The sequence below is a fragment of the Janthinobacterium agaricidamnosum genome, from assembly GCF_003667705.1.
Lineage (GTDB): Bacteria > Pseudomonadota > Gammaproteobacteria > Burkholderiales > Burkholderiaceae_D > Janthinobacterium.
The window spans coordinates 4,077,983-4,095,355 of sequence record NZ_CP033019.1 but is presented as its reverse complement, the minus strand read 5'-3'; the positions used below and the strand labels follow the sequence as shown (position 1 = coordinate 4,095,355).

General features: G+C 64.9%; 17 protein-coding genes. 13 read left to right on the top strand and 4 right to left on the bottom strand.

Going from position 1 to position 17,373, the window contains the following annotated elements; all coding sequences use genetic code 11:
- The first annotated feature begins 2 nt into the window (after nucleotides 1–2).
- Complete coding sequence (locus tag D9M09_RS18545) at nucleotides 3–782, top strand: OmpA family protein (RefSeq protein ID WP_121670095.1); 780 nt, start codon at nucleotides 3–5, stop codon at nucleotides 780–782.
- Between the two features lie 14 nt (nucleotides 783–796).
- Here D9M09_RS18545 and icmH read toward each other — a convergent pair whose 3' ends face one another.
- From icmH to tssJ, 3 genes are read right to left on the bottom strand one after another with little or no spacing between them, the layout of a single operon-like run.
- Nucleotides 797–1,582 carry a type IVB secretion system protein IcmH/DotU gene (icmH, locus tag D9M09_RS18540; RefSeq protein ID WP_070224157.1) on the bottom strand — a complete coding sequence of 262 codons (786 nt, stop codon included), beginning with the start codon at nucleotides 1,580–1,582 and terminating at the stop codon, nucleotides 797–799.
- A complete protein-coding gene (tssK, locus tag D9M09_RS18535; protein WP_121670094.1) occupies nucleotides 1,579–2,949 on the bottom strand; it encodes a type VI secretion system baseplate subunit TssK in 1,371 nt (456 codons plus the stop codon). Before tssK ends, icmH begins: the two co-directional genes overlap by 4 nt.
- Before the next feature lie 37 nt (nucleotides 2,950–2,986).
- Nucleotides 2,987–3,583 carry a type VI secretion system lipoprotein TssJ gene (gene tssJ / locus D9M09_RS18530; RefSeq protein ID WP_121670093.1) on the bottom strand — a complete coding sequence of 199 codons (597 nt, stop codon included), beginning with the start codon at nucleotides 3,581–3,583 and terminating at the stop codon, nucleotides 2,987–2,989.
- Between the two features lie 271 nt (nucleotides 3,584–3,854).
- Between tssJ and D9M09_RS18525 the strand changes: the two genes are divergently transcribed.
- The 12 genes from D9M09_RS18525 (at nucleotide 3,855) to D9M09_RS18470 (ending at nucleotide 16,701) form a co-directional block, all read left to right on the top strand.
- Nucleotides 3,855–4,445 (top strand): tetratricopeptide repeat protein, encoded by a 591-nt coding sequence (locus D9M09_RS18525; RefSeq protein ID WP_099411616.1) that lies wholly within the window; start codon nucleotides 3,855–3,857, stop codon nucleotides 4,443–4,445.
- A 37-nt stretch (nucleotides 4,446–4,482) separates the two neighbouring features.
- Nucleotides 4,483–4,992 (top strand): type VI secretion system contractile sheath small subunit, encoded by a 510-nt coding sequence (gene tssB / locus D9M09_RS18520; RefSeq protein WP_121670092.1) that lies wholly within the window; start codon nucleotides 4,483–4,485, stop codon nucleotides 4,990–4,992.
- 1 nt (nucleotide 4,993) lies between these two features.
- Complete coding sequence (tssC, locus tag D9M09_RS18515; protein ID WP_070224152.1) at nucleotides 4,994–6,484, top strand: type VI secretion system contractile sheath large subunit; 1,491 nt, start codon at nucleotides 4,994–4,996, stop codon at nucleotides 6,482–6,484.
- A gap of 31 nt (nucleotides 6,485–6,515) precedes the next feature.
- Nucleotides 6,516–7,007: an Hcp family type VI secretion system effector gene (locus D9M09_RS18510; protein WP_034750126.1), complete on the top strand. Its 492-nt coding sequence runs from the start codon at nucleotides 6,516–6,518 to the stop codon at nucleotides 7,005–7,007.
- Nucleotides 7,008–7,072: 65 nt separating this feature from the next.
- A complete protein-coding gene (gene tssE / locus D9M09_RS18505; protein WP_070224151.1) occupies nucleotides 7,073–7,549 on the top strand; it encodes a type VI secretion system baseplate subunit TssE in 477 nt (158 codons plus the stop codon).
- Complete coding sequence (gene tssH / locus D9M09_RS18500; protein WP_121670091.1) at nucleotides 7,546–10,188, top strand: type VI secretion system ATPase TssH; 2,643 nt, start codon at nucleotides 7,546–7,548, stop codon at nucleotides 10,186–10,188. Before tssE ends, tssH begins: the two co-directional genes overlap by 4 nt.
- A gap of 34 nt (nucleotides 10,189–10,222) precedes the next feature.
- Nucleotides 10,223–11,260, top strand: coding sequence for a type VI secretion system protein TssA (gene tssA / locus D9M09_RS18495; RefSeq protein WP_070311269.1), 1,038 nt, complete (start codon nucleotides 10,223–10,225; stop codon nucleotides 11,258–11,260).
- A gap of 33 nt (nucleotides 11,261–11,293) precedes the next feature.
- The gene (locus tag D9M09_RS18490; protein WP_070288787.1) at nucleotides 11,294–12,094 is read left to right on the top strand and encodes a substrate-binding periplasmic protein; all 801 of its coding nucleotides are present in this window, start codon (nucleotides 11,294–11,296) and stop codon (nucleotides 12,092–12,094) included.
- A gap of 25 nt (nucleotides 12,095–12,119) precedes the next feature.
- The gene (locus tag D9M09_RS18485) at nucleotides 12,120–12,632 is read left to right on the top strand and encodes a lipocalin family protein (protein WP_121671147.1); all 513 of its coding nucleotides are present in this window, start codon (nucleotides 12,120–12,122) and stop codon (nucleotides 12,630–12,632) included.
- Between the two features lie 264 nt (nucleotides 12,633–12,896).
- A complete protein-coding gene (locus D9M09_RS18480) occupies nucleotides 12,897–14,654 on the top strand; it encodes a methyl-accepting chemotaxis protein (RefSeq protein ID WP_121670090.1) in 1,758 nt (585 codons plus the stop codon).
- Nucleotides 14,655–14,725: 71 nt separating this feature from the next.
- Nucleotides 14,726–15,433: a tRNA-uridine aminocarboxypropyltransferase gene (locus tag D9M09_RS18475; RefSeq protein WP_121670089.1), complete on the top strand. Its 708-nt coding sequence runs from the start codon at nucleotides 14,726–14,728 to the stop codon at nucleotides 15,431–15,433.
- A gap of 80 nt (nucleotides 15,434–15,513) precedes the next feature.
- The gene (locus D9M09_RS18470) at nucleotides 15,514–16,701 is read left to right on the top strand and encodes a PA0069 family radical SAM protein (RefSeq protein ID WP_121670088.1); all 1,188 of its coding nucleotides are present in this window, start codon (nucleotides 15,514–15,516) and stop codon (nucleotides 16,699–16,701) included.
- A 45-nt stretch (nucleotides 16,702–16,746) separates the two neighbouring features.
- On the opposite strand, the gene D9M09_RS18465 is transcribed toward D9M09_RS18470, so the two are convergent.
- Nucleotides 16,747–17,364 (bottom strand): gamma-glutamylcyclotransferase, encoded by a 618-nt coding sequence (locus D9M09_RS18465; RefSeq protein ID WP_240453417.1) that lies wholly within the window; start codon nucleotides 17,362–17,364, stop codon nucleotides 16,747–16,749.
- Nucleotides 17,365–17,373: the final 9 nt, after the last annotated feature.

Below are 17,373 nucleotides of genomic sequence, written 5' to 3'. Positions count from 1 at the left end.
CGATGAAACCAACCGTTTTCTTCCTGCTGCAGCTTGCCGCCACTGCCTGCCACGCCCAGGCGCAAGCGCCGCAGACGCCGATGCCGGGCCAGATCCTCGTCACGGGCACCCTGGCCGACGAGGCGGGCAAGGCGGCCGTGCTGGGCCGCCTGCGCGAACTGTATGGCGCCGAGCGCGTGGTCGACCAGATCAGCATCGGCAATGTGGCGGTGCCGGCCAACTGGAACGGCTACGTGCAAAAGCTGATCGCGCCGAACCTGAAGCTGATTTCACGGGGGCAGATCAGCATAGCCGGCAACAACGTCAGCGTGCGCGGCGAAGTGGCGAACGAGGCGCAGCGCCAGCAGATCGCCAGCGATATCGCCACCAGCCTCAATCCCACCTACACCGTCAACAATGGCTTGCGTGTCAAGGCGGCCGAGGCCGAGCAGGGCTTGCTCGATGCGGCGCTCGATAAACGCATCATTGAATTCGACAGCGGCAAGGCCACCATCACGCCGGCCGGCCAGGCCATCCTCGACGATATGGCGGCCGCCATGCTCAGGCTGCGGGGCCGCAAGGTGGAGGTGATCGGCCATACGGACGACACGGGCCTGCGCGCCAGCAACGTGGCCCTGAGCCAGGCACGGGCCGAAGCCGTGCGCGCCTACCTGGCCAGCAAGGGCGTCGCGGCCGATACCGTGCTGGTGTCGGGCCAGGGGCCGGACCGTCCCGTGGCCAGCAACGCCACGGCCGATGGCCGGGCGAGGAACCGGCGCATCGAGTTCCGCATTGCTCAATGATCCGCGCCCACTGATCAGGGCAGAGTAATGGTCAGGTGCGCGGGCCGCGGCGCCAGCTTGACCAGGTCCGCATACGCGGCCAGGGTCGTTTGCGTGCCGCGCGTCAGATGCGTTTTCAGACCGAGGTAGGCGCAGATGGCCAGCAGGGCGAAAAAGCTCGACAGCGCCCACAGCGGCACGTCGCTGCCGCGTTTGTTGACCACCTGGTCGGGGCGTTCCGCGCGCGGCGCGAAGCCGCGGCTCTTGCCCTTGATGTGGGCGATCTCGTCGCCCAGGCGCGCCGTCAGATAGCTGAGTTTTTCGCCGCCGTCGATCGCATACTTGCCCTGGAATCCCAGCAATAAACACATGTGGAACACCTGCAGCGCCTGCACGCGCATGGCGCCCTTGCCGCGCAAGGCGTCGAGGCGGTCGAAGAAGTGTTCGCCGGCCAGCTGGTCGCCGAAGATCAGCAGCTGCAGCGGGCGCCGCTCCCACTGCTTGCGCAGGGCGAACGGCGAGGCGAGGATGATTTCATCGACGGCCGCGCAGAACGCATACTTGGCCGCCTCGATATCGTCGCCATCGGCGCGGATCTTCTTCGCTTCGCGTTCGAAGTCGTCGAGGAAGGCCGTGATGCGGTCCATGAAGCTTTGCTCGTCGCCGGGCGCCGAACCGTGCTTCAGCATGAACAGCATGTAAAAGCCTTCGTGCATCAGGTCCAGCAGGGCGCTGCCCGCATGCCGGCTGCTGCCTGCCGGGGCGGCACCGCGTGGTCCCAGCAGGGAGGGCGCCGCGCGCCGTTCGATGAGCTGGCTCATGCCGTCACCGCGATCAGTTCCAGCTGCAGGTCGCGTATGCCGGCCGGCACGTAGACGGAAATCGACTGCGCCTTGAACATCTGCTCGTACAGCGCGCCGCGGTTTTCAATCGCAAAATAATAGGTGTCGGGCCGCACGGGAATGGCCGCCGGCACTTGCGGCGCATGCGACAGTTTCAGGCCGGGCATGGCCGTGAGCACGCATTTTTCCACGTCGTCGGGCGCGCCTACTTTCACCCGCAGCGGCACCACGTCCACCAGCTCGATGGCGGGCATGGCGGCGCGTATCGCCAGGTACAGGGTGGTGTGCTGATCGATCTTGCCCGAATCGAGCTTGCCCAGGTAGTACGAGGGCTTGTCTTCCAGCAGGGCGATGGAAAAATACTTCGACGAGATGACGGTGTCGAGCAGTTCGCGGATGATGGCGTCGATGGCATCGAAGCAGGCGCCCGGCTGCGCGTGGTCGTAGGCGGGCAGGCTGGCCAGGGTGTAGTGCTTGGAGTAGCTGAGCAGGCCGCCCGCCAGGCCCAGCAGCGCCTCGTACAGGCGCTCCGGATGCAGGGCCGGGTGGCGCACATAGTGCATCAGCGCGGCGGCGGCCGTGCTGACCGTGTGCAGCAGCCAGAACGAGGACACGTCGCCCGAGCGGAATTCGATCACGTTGCGGCTCGGTTCGCGGTGGTGGCCGTGCAGCGCGCTCACTTTCGCCTGCAAGGCGTCGAGCAGGTGTTCCAGCACGCCTTGCAGGCGCGGCGCGCCGGCGATCGCCAGGCTGGGCGCCATGAACGAGGGCAGGGGTTCGAAGCCGCCCGATACCGTGCGCCGCAGGGCGATCAGCGGCAGGCAGTCGTAGGAGCCGCGCGCCTCGCTGTCGGGAATCAGGCGCACGGTCTTTTTCAGATAGGCCACGTCGGCCACGGCGGACTCCGTAAACAGGTCGGGCGTGGCGCGCATGGCATGCGCAAAGCGCGTGGCCGCCGGCGCACCCGCATTTGACGCCTGCGCCGTGTAATTCATGCCTTCGCGGTTGAGGATGGGCAGGGCCGCGTAATACGTCACTTCCTGCACCGCCGGCGGCAGCGCTTCCAGGTCCACCGGCGGGGGCAGGATATCGCTGCCGGGCGCGCCGTCGCCCAGCGCCTCGAACACTTCGCCGTCGCGGAAGATGGCCGACAGGGCCTGCAGGCGCAGGGTGCCCGTCTTCAGCGCCGCCAGGTCCCACTCCATGTGCGCCACGCCCCACAGGTAGGGATGCAGCGCGCTGGCCGTGTGATGCAGGCGCGCTTCGTGATACTGGTCCTGGCGCTGGAAATGCTGCGGCCGCAGGAACAGGCCTTCTCCCCACAAGACTTTCGCTGCCATGCCCATCTCGTTTCTCCTTGAATGTGTGGCGTGTCTGTTGGTGCTATTGGCAGCGCGGGGCCGACAGCGTGGACGTGCCGCTGATGCTGAGCGCGCAGGCATGCAGGCCGACGGTGATGCCGCTGCGTTCCGCGTCGGGGGCGGCAAAGGTGGCGCGCCAGCGCTGTGTCGCAGGCGCGCGGAACAGGGCCACGACGCCGATGAAATACGCTTCCTTGCTGACTTTTTCCTGTACTTCGTAGCGCTGGCCCGGCACCAGCAGCACCTCTTTGACTTCCATCAGGTCGGCGCCCAGCGCCGCTTTTTCGCGCTGCGCGTCGAGGAAGCTGTCGTAAGGCGCCTGCTCGAAGGCTGCGCTCTGGCGCAGCTTGTAGATGCGTGCCACCAGCGCCAGCGGCCTGCCGTCGGCATCGGTGTTCAGGCGCTGCGCCGCGTGCAGGCGGATGCTGACATTGCGCGGCGGCTGCTGCGCGTCGGGCAGTTCCGGCGGCGGCTTGGCCACGCCGGCCATTTGCAGCGCCGCGTTGGCCAGGGTGCCGATGGCGCCGCCCGCGCAGCCGGTCAGCAGCAACGCTTGCAGCAATGCCAGCAGCGGTAGCGCGGTGGCGCGGGCCGGGCGGAGCAGGGCGTCAGGTGGCATGGGCGACCTTTGCAAGATGTAGTGTGGAAACAAAAGTGTTGCAGTCATTTAAACGCATGCACGGGCGACCTGCTTGCGTTGGCGCAAGATCGGTCTGCGATCAAGACAATTACTGCGCCAGATCAGGATTCATGTCGTCCTGCGCGGCTGTAGCGTGGAACTTCTTCTTTGCTGATTAATCTCAATTTGGTAAAAAATTGCCGATCAATAATAGTCTTCACGCCGCCCATCTTTCCCAGCGGTAGCGTCCTCCACGTGAAGGAGTACCCCGATGAAGCCAGCCACGATATCGCTCCGTATTGTCTGCCTTGCCAGCGCCTTGCTGCTGGCCGCCTGCGCCACGCCGGATCAGTCGGCGTCCCCAAAACCTGCCGCACCGACCCTGGCGCAAGTGATGAGCGACGCCGATGCGGCGGCGCGCGCCGGCCAGTACGAGCGTGCCATGACCCTGCTTCAGCGCGGCGGCGCGAGCTATCCCGCCGACAAGGCGCCGTGGCTGCAAATGGCGCAGATGAAGTTCGACCGCGGCCAGTACGGCGACGCCATCGGCCATGCGCTTGAAGCGCTGGAGCGCGACCCGGACGACAAGGTGGCCAACAGCATCGTCGCCGTCAGCGGCTTGCGCCTTTCCGGCAAGGCGCTGGCCGATCTGTCGCGGCAAAATAATCTGAATGGTTCGTTGCGCTCGGAAGCGCAGGACCTGGCCAAGCTGCTGCGCGCAAGCATAGGCGAAGACGTCCTGGTGCCGCCGGCCAGGCGCCCGCCGGCGGCCGGCAAGCGCGCGGCCGGTTCCGGTACGCCGGCGGCGAAGGGCGCGGCGCAGCAAGGCAGCGCGGCCGACCCGTTCAGCGGCCTGAAATAAGCGAGCATCCCCACCATCTCCTTGCAAAGGAAGCGACATGTCCAAGTCCGACAGCGTGCAAAAACGCCTGAAGCAGGTACGCGCGCCGCGCGTGCAAATGACCTATGACGTCGAGATCGGCGACGCGATTGAAAACAAGGAGCTGCCCTTCGTGGTCGGCGTGCTGGGCGACTTTGGCGGCAACCCTGACAGCGAGAAAAAACGCCTGAAGGACCGCAAGTTCGTTTCCATCGACAGCGCCAATTTCGACGAAGTGCTGTCCGGCGTGGAGCCGGTGGCCCGTTTCGCCGTGCCGAACCGTATCAGCGAGGCGGGCGGCACGTTCGCCGTCGATCTGCACTTCCGCTCGATGGACGACTTCCGCCCGGAATCGGTGGTGCGCCAGGTCGATCCCTTGCGCAAGCTGCTCGAGGCGCGCACCAAGCTGGCCGACCTGCGCAACAAGCTGGCCGGCAACGACAAGCTGGAAGACTTGCTGACGGAAGTGCTGAACAACACGGACAGCCTGGCTACCCTGAAACCGCAGTTCCCAGCGCAGGAGGATTGAGATGAGTACCCAGGCAGAGGCCCTAGCAGTATCCACGCCCGGTGCGCCGGCCGCGACCGACTTGCTCGACCAGATCGTCGAGCAAAGCCGCGTCGCCAAGTCCGGTGCCGAACATGCGCGCGCGCGTGACCTGATCTCGGAACTGGTGGCCCAGGTGCTCGACGGCACGGTGCTGATGTCGAGCAGCCTGTCGGCCACCTTGGACGCGCGCGTGGCGGAGATCGACCGCCTGATCTCGGCCCAGCTCAGCGAAATCATGCACGCGGCGCCGTTCCAGCAGCTCGAACAAAGCTGGACGGGGCTGCGCTACCTGGTCGGCAATTCCGACACGGGCACGCGCCTGCAGATCCGCATGTTCAACGCCACCAAGCGCGAACTGGTGAAGGATTTCCAGGCCGCGCTGGAGTTCGACCAGAGCAGCATGTTCAAGAAGGTGTATGAAGAGGAATTCGGCACTTTCGGCGGTGCGCCATTTGCCGCGCTGCTGGGCGACTTCGCCATCTCGCGCCAGCCGGAAGACATGTATTTCGTCGAGCAGATGTCGCACGTCGCCGCCGCCGCGCACGCGCCCTTCATCGCCTCGGCTGCGCCGGAACTGTTTGGCCTGGAAAGCTACGGTGACCTGGGCAAGCCGCGCGACCTGGCCAAGGTGTTCGATACCGTCGAGTACGCGAAATGGAAAGCCTTCCGCGAATCCGAGGACGCGCGCTACGTCGGTCTGACCTTGCCCCGCTTCCTGGGCCGGCTGCCGTTCAATCCCGTCGACGGCACCACGGTCGACGGTTTTAACTTTGTCGAGGAAGTCGACGGCAGCGACCATCACAAATACCTGTGGTGTAACGCCGCGTATGCGTTTGGCAGCAAGCTGACGCGCGCCTTTGCCGACTACGGCTGGTGCGCCGCCATCCGCGGCGTGGAGGGCGGCGGTCTGGTGGACGACCTGCCGACCCACACCTTCAAGACGGACGAGGGAGACGTGGCCCTGAAATGCCCGGCCGAAGTGGCGATCACCGACCGGCGCGAAAAGGAGTTGTCGGACCTGGGCTTCATCTCGCTGGTGCATTGCAAGAACACGGCGTATGCGGCGTTTTTCGGCGCGCAGTCGGCGCAGAAAAGCCGCAAGTACAACAGCGACGCGGCCAACGCCAACGCGGTGCTGTCGTCGCAGCTGCAGTACATCTTCGCCGTCTCGCGCATCGCGCATTACATGAAGGCCATGATGCGCGACAAGATCGGCAGCTTTGCCGCCGCCTCCAGCGTGGAAGATTTTCTGAACCGCTGGCTGATGCAGTACGTGCTGCTCGACGATAACGCCAGCCAGGAACAGAAGGCGCAATTCCCGTTGCGCGAGGCGTCCGTGCAGGTGCATGAAGTACCGGGCCGGCCCGGCGTGTACCGCGCCGTGTCGTTCCTGCGGCCGCACTTCCAGCTCGATGAATTATCCGTTTCGCTCCGACTGGTCGCGGAGTTGCCGAAGTCGACCAATTCCTGAATCACCCATCTTTCAACCAGAGGAGCACACCATGGCAATCGATGTATATCTGCAGATAGACGGCATCAAGGGCGAGTCCACCGATGACAAGCACAAGGACTGGATCGAATGCAAATCGGTCAGCTGGAGCGTCGAGCAGCCGAAGTCCGCCACCGCCTCGACGGGCGGCGGCCACACGGCCGAACGCTGCGAACACAAAGACATCGTCATCTCCAAGCTGGCCGACCTGGCCTCGCCGGTGCTGTTGCAGACCTGCTCGGCCGGCAAGACCATCCCCAAGGCGCGCTTCGAATTCATGCGCGCCGACGGGCAAGGGGAGCGCGTCAAGTATTTTGAAATCGAAATCGAGAACGTATTGATCGGCGCCGTGACGCCGAATGTGGAAGAAGGCGACATCCTCGGTGAACACGTCGGCTTCAAATTCTCGAAAGTGAAGTGGAAATACACGCAGCAAAAAGTGACGGGCGGCGCCGGCGGCAATACTTCGGGCGGCTGGGACCTGGCCGCGAACCGCGTGGCTTGATCCATGGTGCGCGGCGCGCGGCGGCCACCTTCGCCGCGCGCCGCGCCGATTTTTCAGGAGAGCGCATGGACAGTTATGTACCTGGCCTGTTTGACCGCCTGATGGATGACGGCGGCGGTGCGGCGGGCGGCGTGGCGGTGCGCCTGTCGCTGGAACAATTGAAGGATGCGGTGGCGCGCGACCTGGAGGAACTGCTCAACACGCGCGTGGCCCTGCCGCCCGGCGCGCTCGACGCCTATCCGGAATGCGCGGCCTCCATCGTCAACTATGGCCTCATCGATTTCGCCGGCATGTGCCTGTCCAGCAGCGATGACCGCGCCCGCATCTGCGCCGCGCTGAAGGCGGCCATCGAACGCCATGAACCGCGCCTGCGCAATGTACGCGCCCGCCTGGAGCGCGAAGCGGGCAGCATCAACCGCGTCGGCTTCGTCATCAGCGGCACCCTGGCCGTGATGGCCGGCGGCGAGGCGGTGAATTTCGACGCCGTGCTGCAGCCGTCGTCGCTGCGCTATTCGATCAACCGCAAGGGAGCCGCCGCATGAGCAATCATTTGAAAACCTTGATCGCCAAACTCAATGACACGGCGCGCACGGCCGCCACCCGCGCCGCCGCCATCTGCGTGGGACTGGGCCAGTACGAAGTCGATGTCGAGCACCTGTTCCTGGCGCTGCTGGAGCAGGAGCGCAGCGATTTCGTCACCATCGCGCGGCGCAGCGAAATCAGCCTGACGGCGCTGGAGGCGGACCTGCGCCGCGAGATCGGCGGCTTCAGGACGGGCAGCGCGCGCACGCCCGTGTTTTCGCGGCACTTGCCGCTGCTGTTCGAACACGCCTGGCTGATCGCTTCGCTGGACACGACGCGGCCAGGGCCCATCCGCAGCCGCCATCTGTTGCTGGCGCTGCTGACGGAGCCGGAACTGTCGCAGCTCGCGTACCGCGGCTCGAAGCTGTTCGCCCGCTTCAGCGTGGAGCAGTTGAAACACCATCCGGACAAGCTGACGGCAGGTTCTGATGAAGAGGAAAGCGCGGCGGTGCCGCAGCTTGCCGACCTGTCCGAAGATCCTGTTGCCGCCCTGGCCAGCAAATCCCCGGCGCTGGACCAGTTCACCACCGACCTGACGCAGCTGGCGCGCGACGGCAAGCTCGATCCCGTGATCGGCCGCGAGGCCGAGATACGCCAGGCCGTCGACATCCTGCTGCGCCGGCGCCAGAACAATCCGATACTCACGGGCGAGGCGGGCGTGGGCAAGACGGCCGTGGTGGAAGGCCTGGCCTTGCGCATCGCCGCCGGCGACGTGCCCGAGGTGCTGCAGGGCGCGCACATCCACGCGCTCGACATGGGCTTGCTGCAGGCCGGCGCCAGCGTGAAGGGCGAGTTCGAAAGCCGGCTGAAAAATGTCATCGACGAGGTGACGAAAAGCCCGCATCCGATCATCCTCTTCATCGACGAGGCGCACACCATGATCGGCGCCGGCGGCCAGGCGGGACAGAACGACGCGGCCAATCTGCTGAAACCGGCGCTGGCGCGCGGCGCCCTGCGCACCATCGCCGCCACCACCTGGAGCGAGTACAAAAAGTACTTTGAAAAGGATGCGGCGCTGGCGCGGCGCTTCCAGGTGGTGAAGGTGGAAGAGCCGAGCGAAGACATCGCCTGCGCCATGCTGCGCGCCATGGCGCCGCTGATGGAGCGCCATTTCGGCATCCGCGTGCGCGACGCCGCCATCGTCGAGGCGGTACGCCTGTCGCACCGCTACATCAGCGGGCGCCAGCTTCCCGACAAGGCCATCAGCGTGCTCGATACGGCGTGCGCCAAGGTGGCGCTGGGCCAGCGCGCCACGCCGGCGCAGCTGGAAAACGCGCACCGGCGGCAGGAACGCATCGGTGCGGAAATCGCCGCCCTGAGCCGCGAAGCGGCCGATGGCGAAGCGCCCGACAATGCCGGCGCCGTGCGCCTGGCGCAGCTGCGGCGCGAGCATGACGAAGGACAGGCGCAGATCGCGGCGCTGGCGCAGCGCTGGGAGCGCGAAAAAACGCTGGTGGCGCAGATTGGCGACTTGCGCGCGCAGCTGCGCGGCGAGCGGCCGGGCGAGATCGGCGCGGCGCGCCTGCTGGCGCTGAAGGAAGAGCTGGCGGCCCTGCAGGGAGAGGCGCCGCTGTCGCCGCTGGAAGTCGATGCGCAGGTGGTGGCCGGCATCGTCGCCGGCTGGACCGGCATCCCGCTGGGAAAAATGCTCAAGGACGAGATCCGCACGGTGCTGACCCTGGAGGGCGCGCTGCGCGAACGGGTGCTGGGACAGGACCACGTCATCGACGCGGTGGCGCAGCGCGTGCGCACGGCGCGCGCCAGCCTGGACGACCCGAACAAGCCGCAAGCCGTGTTCCTGTTCACGGGGCCGTCGGGCACGGGCAAGACGGAAACGGCGCTGGCGCTGGCCGATCTGCTGTACGGCGGCGAGCGCAAGCTCATTACCATCAATATGAGCGAGTACCAGGAAGCGCACAGCGTGGCGGGCCTGAAAGGCTCGCCGCCCGGCTATGTCGGCTATGGCGAAGGCGGCGTGCTGACGGAAGCCGTGCGGCGCCAGCCCTACAGCGTGGTGCTGCTCGACGAGGCGGAAAAAGCCCACCCCGACGTGCTCGAATTGTTCTTCCAGGTGTTCGACAAGGGCGTGCTCGATGATGCGGAAGGGCGCGAAGTCGATTTTCGCAACACCATCATCATCGCCACGTCGAACCTGGGGTCCGGCGCCATGATGGCCGCCTGCCTGAACCGGGTCGCGCAAGACTTGCCCACGCCGGCCGCGCTGGAAGAACTGGTGCGCCCGCAACTGGTGGCGCACTTCAAGCCGGCCCTGCTGGGGCGCCTGAAAGTGCTGCCGTTTTATCCCCTGAACGACGCGGTGCTGGCCGAAATCATCGCCCTGAAGCTGGCGAGGATAGGCGCACGCATCGCGCGCAACCACCAGGCGCAGTTCAGTCACGATGCTGGCCTGGTCGACGCCGTGCTGGCGCGCTGCACCGAGGTCGATTCGGGCGCGCGTAATGTCGATCAAATTCTGAACGGCAGCCTGCTGCCGGCGATCGCCGAAGCGGTGCTGGCGCGCATGGCGGCAGGCGAGCCGCTCGCGTCGATACGCGTCACTGCAAATAAGCAGGGGCAGTTCAAATACACCATCAAATAACGTCAGCAAGTAACGTCACCCTGCGGAGGGCACCATGTTCAATCTGGAGCAGTTGCTGCACCCCGTCAGCGCCGTCAGTCCCTGCGGCGAAGACATCACCTTCAGCCAGGAGCTCGACGCCATCGCGCGCGCGCGCCAGCACGACGACCCGAGCCTGGACCAGGGCGAGTGGGTGACGGCGCTGAAGGAAGCCGACTGGCCTTTCGTGGCGACGCGCTGCGAACAGCTGATCGCCACGCACAGCAAGGATTTGCGCGTGGCCGTGTGGCTGGCCGAGGCGCACGCGAAAACGCGCCACTTCCGCGGCCTGGGCGACGGCTACGCGCTGCTGGCCGGCCTGTGCGAGCGCTATTGGGATGGCCTGTATCCGCCGGCGGAAGAGGGCGACCAGGAACAGCGCATCGGCAATGTCTTCTGGCTGCTCTCGCGCACGCCGCAGCTGCTGCGCGAGATCCCGCTGACGGAAGGCGCCGACGGCCTGTTTTCGCTGCAGGATTTCGATGCGGCGCGCCAGCGTGCGGCCGCCAGCCTGGTGCCGGGCGCGGCGGAGCAGGGCTGGGGCGATGCGCGCCACGACGAAGGCGTGCCCCTGGCGCAGATGGAGGCGGCGCGGCAAAGGAACTCGCGCGCCTTTTCCGACGCCTTGCTGGCCGATGCCCAGTACTGCATGCAGTCGCTGCTGGCGTTCGAGCGCAGCGTCGACGCGCGTTTCGGCGTCGACGGTCCGAGTTTTCGCGCCGCCCGCGAAGCGCTGGAAAACGCCATTCATTTCATCGCGCCGCTGTCACCGGATGCGGACTTTGCCGGTGTGCCGAGGGCCGCTGGCCAGGGCGCTGACGCAGGCGCAGGCGGGGGCGCCATCGTGCAGCGCCAGCAGGCGCTGGCCCAGCTGCGTCAGGTGGCCGATTTTTTCCGCCGCACGGAGCCGCATAGCCCCGTCGCCTACCTGGCCGACAAGGCTGCCAGCTGGGGCGAGCTGCCGCTGCACCTGTGGCTGCGCGCCGTGGTGAAGGATTCAAGCACCCTGGCGCAACTCGACGAAATGCTGGGCACGAACAGCGCGAACGGATGATCGGTTTTCGCGCTTCCATGCTAATCTTCCGGCATGTCCAGAATGTTCATCCTGCCTGCCGCGCTATGCCTGTTCCTCGCTGCCAGTGCGCGGGCGGAGGGGGCGACGCCGCTGGTGATCTATGGCGACGACGATTATCCGCCGTACTCCTACGTCGACAACGGCCAGCTGAAAGGCATCTACACGGAGATCGTGCGCGAAGCCGTGCAATCGATGCCGCAATATGCGGTGCAACTGCGTCCCGTGCCGTGGAAACGGGGCGTGCTGATGCTGCAGACAGGCGAGGCGTTTGCCCTGTATCCGCCGTATTCGTGGCGCAGCGAGCGGCCGTACGTGCGCTATTCCGTGCCGTTGCTGATGGAGCAGCTGGTGGTGCTGTGCAACCAGGACGTGCTGGCGAAACGGGCGCTGCGGCAGTGGCCCGCCGATTACGGCGGCCTGCACATCGGCGTGAACGCGGGTTTTTTGCTGGGCGATGCGCAACAGACGGCAGCCCTGCAAGCGGCCAGCATCGTGTTCGATACGGCCAAGGGCACGCGCACGAATCTGCTCAAGCTGATGCGCGGGCGTATCGATTGCTATGTCAGCGACCGCCTGTCGGCGCAGTGGGAATTGCAGCGCATCCGGCGCGAGGGTGCGCCGGGCACGCCGATGCAGGCGATACAGGAAACCGCGCAGCTGGCCAGCCAGCAGGGCCACCTGGGTTTTACGGAGCGCCGGCCTGCCGCCTACCCTTATCGCGATGACTTTATAGAACAATTCAATGCCGCCATCGTGCGCATGCAAGCCAATGGCGCAATCCGCCGCATCCTGGACCGCGCGCTGCTGCCCTGACTGATTCAACCCGATGGAGAAAAACATGAAAAGAATATTATTGCTATGTGTGCTCGTGCTGGCCGGCTGCGTAGGCCGGCCCGAGAATATTGTACCTGTCAGCAATTTCGACACGACCCGTTATCTGGGCAAATGGTATGAGATCGCGCGCCTCGACCATTCGTTCGAGCGGGGCCTGAGCCACGTGACGGCCGACTACAGCCTGCGCCAGGATGGCGGCCTGAAAGTGCTCAACCGCGGCTACAAGGATGCGGACGCGAAGTGGAAGGAAGCGGAAGGCAAGGCGTATTTCGTCGACAAGAAAGACGTGGGCTACCTGAAAGTGTCGTTTTTCGGGCCCTTCTATGGTTCCTACATCGTGTTTGATTTGGACCAGCAAGATTACAGCTATTCCATGATCAGCGGCCCCGACAAGTCCTACTTCTGGTTGCTGTCGCGCACGCCCACCATGGATCTTGCCTTGCAGCGGCGCCTGATCGAGAAAGCCGGTGGCTTGGGTTTCGATACATCAAAATTGATCTATGTGAAGCAAAACTGACCTTGCTTGCCTGCCGCCCGTTCGTGGCGGCATACCGTCTTCTGGTTGTTGCTTTTCTGCATGTTATTTCTTGCAATACCACTCTGATTCACTCACAATCTGCTCCAAAGTGGTGCGCTGCGGCGTGCTGCCATTCTGGTGACGCGCCTACCGTTGCGTCGCCGCTCGTGATTGCCGCACGGCAGATGCCTGCTATATTGATACGTAGCAGCAGGTCGGTTTCGTGGCGTCTGTGCATTGTTTTTTTCAGATAGGAATCACGCAATGAAAAACCTCAAAATCGGCGTACGTCTCGGTGGCGGTTTTGCCGCCGTCCTGCTCCTGTTGACGACCCTGACCGTGGTGGGCATCGTGCAGATGCAAAGCGCCAGCAAGGAAACCGATGCGCTGGTCAACGTCAAGGTGCGCAACGAGCGCCTGATTGGTGAATGGACCAAGGTCATCGAGGTGAACGCGGCGCGCACGGCGGCGGCCTGGAAAGTCGGCGATCCCGAACACCAGAAGCAGTTTGAACAGGAAATGGCCGTCTCGTCGGCACGCGCCACGGAAATTCAGAACGCTATCGGCAAAAGCGAGCTGAATGCCGAAGAGCAATCGCTGTACCAGGAGGTGCTGAGCACGCGCAAGGCTTACACGGAAGTACGCAAGAATGTGTTCAAGGCCAAGAATGCGGGCGATCTGGAATTGGGCAAGCGCCTGTACGAAGGCGACATGGTCGCCAAGCGCGACATCTATCTGGCGTCGTTGAAGAAGCTGGAACTGCTGGAAGCCAAATTGCTCGACGAAACGGCTGCGCAAATTCGTTCGCGCTACGAAAACGGCCGCCTGCTGCTGATCTCGCTGGGCGTGGTGGCCATCTTGCTGGGCATTGCCTGCGCCTACTGGATCACGCGCTCGATCACGCGTCCCATCACGCGTGCAGTCGAGGTGGCGCAAGCCGTTTCCGCCGGCGACCTGACCAGCCATATCGTCGTGGAAAGCCGCGATGAGACGGGGCAATTGATGCACGCGCTGAAAAACATGAACGATAAACTGGTCAGTATCGTGGGCCAGGTGCGCGCCGGCACCGAATCGATCAGCACGGCGTCGAGCGAAATCGCGGCCGGCAACCTGGACCTGTCGTCGCGCACGGAAGAGCAGGCCAGTTCGCTGGAAGAGACGGCATCGTCCATGGAAGAGCTGACCTCCACCGTGAAACTCAACGCCGACAATGCGCGCAGCGCCAACCAGCTGGCCATCGACGCCTCGCAGATCGCCAGCAAGGGTGGCGTGGTGGTCTCGGAAGTGGTCAGCACCATGGGCTCGATCAACGATTCCTCGCGCAAGATCGTCGACATCATCAGCGTCATCGACGCCATCGCCTTCCAGACGAATATCCTGGCCCTGAACGCGGCCGTCGAAGCAGCCCGCGCCGGCGAGCAGGGCCGTGGTTTTGCCGTCGTGGCCTCCGAGGTGCGCAACCTGGCGCAGCGCTCCAGCGCGGCGGCCAAGGAAATCAAGGGCTTGATCGACGATTCCGTGCAAAAGGTCGAGGCCGGTTCGCAACTGGTGGACAAGGCGGGCCGCACCATGGACGAGATCGTGCAAAGCATCAGCCACGTGACGCAGATCATGAACCAGATCACCGACGCCAGCGATGAGCAGCGCACCGGCATCGAACAAGTCAACCGGGCCATCGGCCAGATGGACCAGGTAACGCAGCAAAACGCGGCCCTCGTGGAAGAAGCGGCGGCGGCGGCCGAATCCATGCAGGAACAGGCAGCCAAGCTGGCCGACGTGGTGGGCGTGTTCAAGCTCGATGCCACGCAGCAATATGCATCGGCCAGTGCTGCTCCGTCCGTGACGGCGTCTGAGCCCATCAAAGCTGCGGTGCGGCCTGCCATGCGGCACGCCACGCCGCGGACGCCGGCACCCTCCGTGGCCGCGCCTGCGCCGGGCAAGGCGGCGCCAGCGGACGCTGTGCGTGCACGCACACCGAAGACGCCGGTGGCATCCGGTGCCGACGACTGGGAAGAGTTTTAAGCGCAGGTTCCCCTTGGAATGGCGTGGGCGCTACAATCGCGGCTTGAAGACAGCCGCGAACGCGCTCCGCCATGACCACCCGCCGTACCTCCCGCTCTATTTCCAGCGCGATCGCCAGCCCTGGCGCCGCATCCTCCTTCCAGGCTGAACCCGCCAAACGGGCACGCTGCCCGGTCTGCCTGCGCGCTGCGTCCAGCTGCATTTGCCGCTGGACTGCCCCCGTCGCCCACGCCGTGGACGTGCTGATCCTCCAGCATCCGCTGGAAGTCCACAACGCCAAGGGCAGCGCCCGCTTGCTGCATCTGAGCCTGCCCAACAGCCGCCTGCTGACGGGCGAACAGTTTGCCCCCGACACCCTTGCCCAATTGTTGGCCGACAAGCACAATGTGCTGCTGTACCCGGATACGCCAGGCGACCGTTCGCTGGGCATCGCGCCGCCGCCAGCGCTCGACCCGTCCATCTTGCTCGATCCGCCCCGATTTGCGAGCCAATTGCGGCTGGTGGTGCTGGACGCCACCTGGCGCAAGAGCCGCAAGATGCTGTATCTGAATCCCCTGTTGCAACAGTTGCCGCGCCTGCCGCTGCGCGATACACCCGCTTCCCATTATCTGATCCGCAAGGCGCATGCGCCAGACCAGTTATCGACCCTGGAAGCGACGTGCTATGCCCTGATGCAGTTGGAGCAGGACGCTTCCCGCTTCGTTCCCCTGATCACGGCATTTGACGGCTTTGTCGCGCAGCAGTTGAGTTATGTCATGTCGCACGGCGAAAAAGCTTGAAACGGCAGTACGGTAGCCCTTGATCTTGGCCGCACAGCGGCATAGTATACTGTACGTATATACAGTTGATGGGGCCGTTCATGAAAGCAATCATTCCAGAGCACGATGACGGCTTCGCCGGGCAAGCCATACTGCCGCCGCAATCGCTGAAAGCCCACAAGGGGCGCGGGGCCGTCTCGAACCTGCAAGGGCGCTACGAGGCGCATGCGCGCGCCGGTTTCGATGATGGCTGGAGCGTGGGTGGCCTGGACGAGGCGGATGTGGAGGCGGCGCCGACCTGGAAGACGCAGGTCAGCGACGAGCAGGCGCGCACCATCCTCACGCGCAACGCTTCGCCCGATTTGCCGTTCAATGTGTCGCTGAACCCCTACCGGGGTTGCGAACATGGCTGTATTTATTGCTTTGCCCGCCCTACGCACAGCTATTTGGGACTGTCGCCGGGCCTGGACTTCGAAAGCCGCATCTACGCCAAGGTGAACGCCCCCGAACTCTTGCGGCGCGAACTGGCCAGGCCGTCGTATGTGGCCGAACCGATCGCCCTGGGCGTGAACACGGATGCGTATCAGCCGTGCGAACGGGAACGACAGCTGACGCGGCGCGTGCTGGAAGTGCTGCACGAGTGCGATCACCCCGTGGCGCTGATCACGAAATCGTCGCTGATCGAGCGCGATATCGACATACTGGCGCCCATGGCGGCCAGGCGCCTGGCGGCCGTGGCCGTCACTGTCACGACGCTGGACCCGGCCATCGCGCGCACGCTGGAGCCGCGCGCGGCCGCACCGGCGCGGCGCCTGCGTACCATCCGCACCCTGACGGACGCGGGCATCCCCTTGGGCGTGAGCATCGCACCCATCATTCCTTTCGTGACGGAGCCGGAAATCGAGCAACTGCTCGAAGCCGTGCGCGACGCGGGCGCCATCCACGCCCATTACGTGGTGCTGCGCCTGCCGTGGGAAGTGAGTCCCTTGTTCCAGCAATGGCTGGAAGCGCACTTCCCGGAACGAGCACAGCGCGTGATGAACCGGGTGCGCGAAATGCGTGGCGGCAAGGATTACGACAGCGCGTTCGGCGCGCGCATGCGGGGCGAAGGCGTGTGGGCCGACCTCATCCGCCAGCGCTTTGAAAAGGCCGTGCACCGGCTGGGGCTGCACGGCAAGGGTGGCCGCTTCAAACAGCTCGATTGCACGCAGTTCCGCCGGCCACTGGTGGTGCCGCCATTGGGTGCAAAAGTAAAAAAAGGCAATGCGGGGCAGCTGGATTTGTTTTAAGTTAAACCAGCGTCAGCGCTGATGCCGCAGGGGTGCGCTGCGGCGCTATCGTGCGGCATTATCCTGTTCCTGCATCTGCGCCAGATGTTGCTCAATGGAAAAGACATGCGGATCGCTCTTGCCCAGTTCGCGCAGGGCGCTGGCCAGGTGCAGCAGGTACTCGCTGTTCGGACCGCTGGGGCCGTTTGATCGGGCGATCTGGCGCGCGATATCGAGTTCCGATGCGGCGCCGAGGAAGGCGGCGTTTTCCTCGTTGGCGATGTACACCAGGCCTTCGACCTTGCTGCCATCGTCGAAAGTGATGTCGGTGGCCAGGCGCAGGTAGCCGTTTTTTTCGCGGTGGTCGAGGTGGGCGAAGACTTCGGGCGTGATCAGATACGCCATGCCGTCGCACACGGCGCCCGCCTGCGGCACGATGGTGGCGACCCGGCCCGGTGCCATCGGCGTGCCCCGGTGATCGTGCGAACCTTGCCAGAAGCGCCGCGTCCAGCCTTCGATGCTGGCGGGGCGCCGTTCGATATAGGGGAAGTCCGCCTTGTAGATCAGCGAGCCATAGCCGAACAGCCACACCTGCTCATGGCCGTCGAATTTGTTCATGCGCTGGTTGATGGCGATGGTGGCGGCGTCGGTGGGCGACAGGGCGTGCTGGTCAGGCTGGGTCATGGTGCAAGC

Coding starts and splice junctions, on each gene's coding strand:
- D9M09_RS18475 (WP_121670089.1), top strand. CDS start 14,726: ATGACCACCCGCCGTACCTCCCGCTCTATTTCCAGCGCGATCGCCAGC.
- D9M09_RS18470 (WP_121670088.1), top strand. CDS start 15,514: ATGAAAGCAATCATTCCAGAGCACGATGACGGCTTCGCCGGGCAAGCC.
- tssH (WP_121670091.1), top strand. CDS start 7,546: ATGAGCAATCATTTGAAAACCTTGATCGCCAAACTCAATGACACGGCG.
- tssJ (WP_121670093.1), bottom strand. CDS start 3,583: ATGCCACCTGACGCCCTGCTCCGCCCGGCCCGCGCCACCGCGCTACCG.
- D9M09_RS18545 (WP_121670095.1), top strand. CDS start 3: ATGAAACCAACCGTTTTCTTCCTGCTGCAGCTTGCCGCCACTGCCTGC.
- D9M09_RS18485 (WP_121671147.1), top strand. CDS start 12,120: ATGAAAAGAATATTATTGCTATGTGTGCTCGTGCTGGCCGGCTGCGTA.
- tssK (WP_121670094.1), bottom strand. CDS start 2,949: ATGGGCATGGCAGCGAAAGTCTTGTGGGGAGAAGGCCTGTTCCTGCGG.
- tssB (WP_121670092.1), top strand. CDS start 4,483: ATGTCCAAGTCCGACAGCGTGCAAAAACGCCTGAAGCAGGTACGCGCG.
- D9M09_RS18480 (WP_121670090.1), top strand. CDS start 12,897: ATGAAAAACCTCAAAATCGGCGTACGTCTCGGTGGCGGTTTTGCCGCC.
- tssC (WP_070224152.1), top strand. CDS start 4,994: ATGAGTACCCAGGCAGAGGCCCTAGCAGTATCCACGCCCGGTGCGCCG.
- D9M09_RS18465 (WP_240453417.1), bottom strand. CDS start 17,364: ATGACCCAGCCTGACCAGCACGCCCTGTCGCCCACCGACGCCGCCACC.
- D9M09_RS18510 (WP_034750126.1), top strand. CDS start 6,516: ATGGCAATCGATGTATATCTGCAGATAGACGGCATCAAGGGCGAGTCC.
- tssE (WP_070224151.1), top strand. CDS start 7,073: ATGGACAGTTATGTACCTGGCCTGTTTGACCGCCTGATGGATGACGGC.
- D9M09_RS18525 (WP_099411616.1), top strand. CDS start 3,855: ATGAAGCCAGCCACGATATCGCTCCGTATTGTCTGCCTTGCCAGCGCC.
- icmH (WP_070224157.1), bottom strand. CDS start 1,582: ATGAGCCAGCTCATCGAACGGCGCGCGGCGCCCTCCCTGCTGGGACCA.
- tssA (WP_070311269.1), top strand. CDS start 10,223: ATGTTCAATCTGGAGCAGTTGCTGCACCCCGTCAGCGCCGTCAGTCCC.
- D9M09_RS18490 (WP_070288787.1), top strand. CDS start 11,294: ATGTCCAGAATGTTCATCCTGCCTGCCGCGCTATGCCTGTTCCTCGCT.